This window comes from Anaerococcus tetradius ATCC 35098 (genome assembly GCF_000159095.1).
Classification (GTDB): Bacteria; Bacillota; Clostridia; order Tissierellales; family Peptoniphilaceae; genus Anaerococcus; species Anaerococcus tetradius.
This window is the reverse complement of sequence record NZ_GG666307.1, coordinates 1-5,294: the sequence shown is the minus strand read 5'-3', so window position 1 is coordinate 5,294 and position 5,294 is coordinate 1. Positions and strand designations below refer to the sequence as shown.

The 5,294-nt window shown below is 29.7% G+C and carries 6 protein-coding genes and 1 pseudogene; 6 read left to right on the top strand and 1 reads right to left on the bottom strand.

Annotated features, from left to right (window positions below; translation table 11 throughout):
* From HMPREF0077_RS09410 to HMPREF0077_RS09385, 6 genes are all read left to right on the top strand, one after another.
* Nucleotides 1–570, top strand: a 570-nt coding sequence (locus tag HMPREF0077_RS09410; RefSeq protein WP_004837781.1) for a hypothetical protein, incomplete at its 5' end; no start/stop codon positions are given.
* 317 nt (nt 571–887) lie between these two features.
* Nucleotides 888–1,091, top strand: a complete 204-nt coding sequence (locus HMPREF0077_RS09405) for a PLD nuclease N-terminal domain-containing protein (protein WP_004837780.1) — start codon at nt 888–890, stop codon at nt 1,089–1,091.
* Nucleotides 1,091–2,005, top strand: a complete 915-nt coding sequence (locus HMPREF0077_RS09400) for an ABC transporter ATP-binding protein (RefSeq protein ID WP_004837779.1) — start codon at nt 1,091–1,093, stop codon at nt 2,003–2,005. Before HMPREF0077_RS09405 ends, HMPREF0077_RS09400 begins: the two co-directional genes overlap by 1 nt.
* A complete protein-coding gene (locus HMPREF0077_RS09395; RefSeq protein ID WP_004837778.1) occupies nt 2,002–2,769 on the top strand; it encodes an ABC transporter permease in 768 nt (255 codons plus the stop codon). The genes HMPREF0077_RS09400 and HMPREF0077_RS09395 overlap by 4 nt, the downstream gene beginning before the upstream one ends.
* A gap of 13 nt (nt 2,770–2,782) precedes the next feature.
* Complete coding sequence (locus HMPREF0077_RS09390) at nt 2,783–3,886, top strand: helix-turn-helix domain-containing protein (RefSeq protein ID WP_004837777.1); 1,104 nt, start codon at nt 2,783–2,785, stop codon at nt 3,884–3,886.
* Between the two features lie 410 nt (nt 3,887–4,296).
* A complete protein-coding gene (locus tag HMPREF0077_RS09385) occupies nt 4,297–4,563 on the top strand; it encodes a hypothetical protein (RefSeq protein ID WP_004837776.1) in 267 nt (88 codons plus the stop codon).
* A 74-nt stretch (nt 4,564–4,637) separates the two neighbouring features.
* Here HMPREF0077_RS09385 and HMPREF0077_RS09380 read toward each other — a convergent pair.
* A pseudogene (locus HMPREF0077_RS09380) lies at nt 4,638–5,294 on the bottom strand (relaxase/mobilization nuclease domain-containing protein); the annotation flags it as partial.

Below are 5,294 nucleotides of genomic sequence, written 5' to 3'. Positions count from 1 at the left end.
AAAGGCGTTACTGATGAAAAGGCACTTGAAGAAGTCTATGTTTTATATATGAACAATGATACAACAGGTCTACTAAGTGATGACTTTGACTATATGATTGATGATATGAAAGAACAAGGTAAGATTGTTGAAAATTCAAATGATATTGAAGAAAAAGACGACCTCATAAATCTCGTGGGTAATATAGTTGGCGAAGTAGAAAATCTTGAAATAGAAAATGCTAATGGAGAAAAGTTTAAAGTAAGTAACTTTTCAATTGTTTCAAAAGATGACGATGGGAATAAAATTTATACCAATTGTTCAGCATATGGAGATAAGACAAAAGATATAGAGAACTTAAAGCAAGGAGATTTTGTTAAAATATTTGGTCAAGTAAAAACAAGCATTGACAACAACGGGAAGGAACATAAAAATATCCGTATTTTGTCTTCTAAGCTCTTAAAAGCAAAAGAACAAGTAAAGAGTCAAGATAAAGATAAAAAGTCCATATTAGGGCAAATAAAAAGCTTTAAGACAGACGAAAAAACTAAATCAAATAAGAAAGACCATAGCAAAGGTACAGAGAGATAAATATCGGCAGTCTTCGGACTGCCTTTATTTTTTTTATATGTATATAGGTTGTATAATGACGTAATATGTGGAAACTGTAATATTGACAAAAAAATAAGATAATAGATTATAAAAGTATTGGAATCAATGTTTTATGCGGGTTACAAGAACTCTTATAAGTATTTTTTATTTAAGAAATATATTAAATGAATTTCAACAATAAATACTTAAGAAAAGTTTACTTGTAGTTGATAAAAATAGGATAAGTTAATTAATAGTTTCTTGACGGTTGATTAAGTAAGGTGTTATGATATATACAAATAAAGGGGGGTTAAAAAATGCCAGATATTATTAGAGAATACTTGCCGATACTTATACCTATTATTATTTTAGAAATTGCACTTATGATTTATTCTTTAAGTCATGTTTTAAAACACGATAGATATAAATTTGGCAGCAGGACTATGTGGATTTTAATAGTTGTTTTTATTCAAATTATTGGACCTATCTTATACTTAACAATAGGTAGGGAGGACGAATAATGGAAGCACTAAAAATCGAGAATCTTCATAAATCCTTTGGGAAAAATACGATTATTAATGGATTGTCCATGTCGATTCCTGAAAACACAATCTTTGGTTTTTTAGGCAAAAATGGCGCTGGAAAAACTACGACAATGAAAATGATTTTAGGATTTTTGAAAAAGGATGAAGGTTCTATTGAAGTGTTTGGAGAAGAAGTAAGCTTTGGCCAGTCAAAAACCAATCGATTTATAGGGTATCTTCCAGATGTTCCTGAATTTTATGGTTATATGACTGCTAAAGAATATCTCAATTTATGTGGGTCTATAACTGGTCTTAGCAAAAATGAGATTAAAAAGAAGAGCGAGGAACTTTTAGAATTGGTAGGGTTAAGAGATGTCAATAAAAGAATTAGTGGCTATTCTAGAGGTATGAAACAGCGCTTGGGTATTGCCCAAGCCTTGTTAAATAGTCCCAAATTATTAATATGTGATGAACCCACATCTGCCCTAGATCCACTAGGAAGAAAAGAGATATTAGACATCATATTAAAAATAAAAGACTTTACTACTGTCATTTTTTCCACACATATTTTATCGGATGTTGAAGCAATCTGTGATCATGTTGTGGTGCTTGATAAAGGAAAAAATGTACTAGAAGGTTCGATAGATGAACTAAAAAATATAAAGAGGAAAAACACAATTAAAATCAGATTTAAGTCTGACAAAGAACTAAAGGCATTTAAGTTACTAGATAAATTTTCAAATCTGGCAACGAATGAAAAAGGAGATACTCTATACTTAACAGACGAAGAGAATCAACTAAAAGATATTGATATTTTATGTGAGCTATATAAGTTAAACATATTTCCTCTAGAAATAAAAATAGAAGAACCTACATTAGAAAATATTTTTCTGGAGGTGACGAAAGCATGAGGATATTTTTATCTCTTTTAAAGAAAGAAGCTATTGAAGGTGCAAGGACTAAAAAAATGACTTCTACCTTTATCCTGTTCTTGTTTATTGGGTTAATAAGTCCTTTGACAGCTAAATTAACCCCCATAATACTTCAATCCATAGCTACAGGAAATATAGATATTAACGTAGCACCACCCTCAGAAATTGATTCATGGACACAATTCTTTAAAAATATTAGTCAGATAGGTATGTTTGGATTAGCCATTATACTAAGTACACAAATGGCGAATGAATTCCAAAAGGGAATTTTGATTAATTTGTTATCTAAGGGACTGCCAAGGTATCAAGTTGTGCTGTCGAAGATTTTTTATAATTTTATTTTGTGGTTTATTGCTTACTTTTGCTCATTTATACTCACTTATTTCTACACAAAGTACTTTTTTGGGATTTCATTTCCTATAAGAAATATACTTATGGCAGCCTTGCTTCCTTTTGTATTTGGATTATTTTTAATATCCTTAGAGACATTAGCTGGAGTGATTTCAGGAAATGTTATAGGTACATTAATATTAACGACTGCTGGGATTGTGATTCAACTTATATTATCTATTCGAGATGAAATTGTTAAGTACATGCCTATTGCATTGATAGGAAAGCCTGTGAACCTTATAAAAGGAATTGGATATGATGACTACTATGTACCGATTATTGCAGGTAGTATTTTGCTTATATTGTGCATTGTAATTTCGATTGCTGTAATAAACAAAAAACAAATCAGTTAGGAGGTAAAATGGAATGCTAAAGATTGGAGAAATTATTCTTCAGAAGCGAAAAGAAAGAGGTATAACTCAGGAAGAATTAGCAGAATTCATGATGGTAACAAAGGCTTCCGTATCAAAATGGGAGACAGGTCAAAGCCATCCAGATATTTTACTTCTACCAAAACTTGCCACTTTTTTTAATATAAGTGTGGATGAATTAATAGGATATGATCCAGATTTATCTTCAGCTCAAATACAAAAATTTTATATAGACTTAGAGAATCGTGTCCCTGATGCAGGTATGGATAGTATCGTAGAAGATATAAAAATTAAAATTAAACAATACTATTCTTGCTTTGATCTCCTATACTATATGGCTTTGTTTATTTTGAACCATTGTGATTTAGCAACTGATGATGTAAAAAAAGAGGAATATCTAGAATACACAAATAATATACTAAGAAGAGTGTGCGAGCATTCTAAAAATCCTATATTAAAAGAACAATCATTGAGCTTGAGGGCAGCCTGTTTAATTAGTTTAGGAAAATCAGAAGAAGCATTAAATATTTTGCCATCTTCGGACATGCTATCTATATCAAAAGATTGTTTAGTGGCTTCAGCTTATTTAAAAACGAAGAAGGAAAATGAAGTAGATCAAAAACTACAAATAATGATTTATAAGAACGTAATTGATTTAATCACTCTTCTTATGATGAAGAGCAGTTTGCATGATGAGGATTGGGTCGAAACCTTGGAAAGAGTGGAGGATTTAATAGAAACTTTTAATCTTACCCAAATAAATGTTTCTATAGTTTTAAATTTTTATTTATCCTTGGCAACGCACTATATTGAAGATAATAATATCAAACTTGCTAGTCAATATGTAGAAAAATTACTCAGCCTACTAATAGAGAGCAAGGAAAAAACGTTTAAGATAAGAGGCGATGAGTATTTTAATCAAATAGATGAATGGCTTGATGAAAATTTACTATTATCTACGAATCCAAATAGAAGTGACGATATGATTGTTCGCTTTTATATAGATGCAATAGAGAATAATGAAAGTTTTAAAGGAATTATTTCTGATGGAAAGGTAAAATCATTAGTTGATAAGGTTAAGGAGATTTACTCTCTATAATTAAATAATACCATTAGATAAAAGATTGTAATTTTGTTTATCCATTCCTAAGTAATAGACTTTTACTTAAGTTTACACAACTTTAACAAACTGTCAATTTTTCATAAAAATTTAGAGTTGATCTAATAGGAGGATTTTTGGCAATTTGAAGAATGGTTAAAAATATATAAATACTGGTAGTATCCTTATCATGAATATATCAAAAGTTAGCTGAAATCGAAATATAGACGCTATATAATTAACGGAAGAGTAGATGATGAGCTAAAAATTCAAAATGATATTTGAAAAATAATATGATTTAAATACAATGAAAATCAGTTTCTTGGAACTGAAACTACATTTTTGCTAAAAGCATGATTAAATCGATTATGTTGAAAGATTAATAAGTTGAACACAAGAGAGGAGTATTTATGAAAGAAAAATTAAGTAAGAAGATTTTTTTACTAGGACTTGTAATATTTGTGATTTCTTGCCTACTTCCAGTAGATATATTTGAACGCTGCACAAGTCTAAGACCAACTGGGCTCACATCAATGTTTGTCTGCCCGATTATTGGACTAATAGGTTTAATAATTGGTGTAAAAGAAAAGGATAAGTTGTTTATGGCATTAAATATCCTTTTGATCTTATTACTTCCTATAGCAATGTTTGTAGGTCATCTAGTAGGATCTCTTTAAGTAAAATAATAAGTTTAGAGTAAAAATTTGTAAATAATCTTAAAAAAGCTATAGGCATATCCGCTTATAGCTTTTTATCTCTCCACTTCCTTTCCATAATAATTTTCATAGTTTTTCCTATACTGAACAAGGTCAGAAAATTGTTGTTTATTCAAAGAATACTCTTGCATGAGGGTGTTCTTTTTTTCTTGCAATTTATCCAGGCTTGATAGTATTTCTTTTGTATTTGGTAGTTTTTTATAGCTTTCTAAAATTTCTTTTGCGGCTATTTTATAGACGGAAAGTTCACTATAATACTCATCTGCAAATTGCTTATCTTCAGGATTTTTCTTGTAGTATTTATATATTTCACGATACTTATTTATAGTATTTATATTTTCCATATCTTGGGATAGACTCTTCATTTCAGTTTCAATCTTCTTTATTTTATCTAGCAAGTCTTGTCTATCATCAGCAGATTTTCTGATTAGATCATCGAGTTGTGTAATTGAATTAATTCCTTGTTCTCTAAGCTTGATTATAGAATCAGCCATTGTTTTGATATTATGTTTTCTTGCCCAAACTTCATAACCTTTTGAGGATTGAGCTTTTTTATTAGTAGATATATCAATGACGTTTCCTACACGTTTTTTAATAGGATTAGCTTTGTTTTTAATAGCTAAATCTATTCTTGCTTTGATTTTTTCTTCGGTATAATCTTCTCCGATAGTCTTAGCTCTTGTAAATCTTTG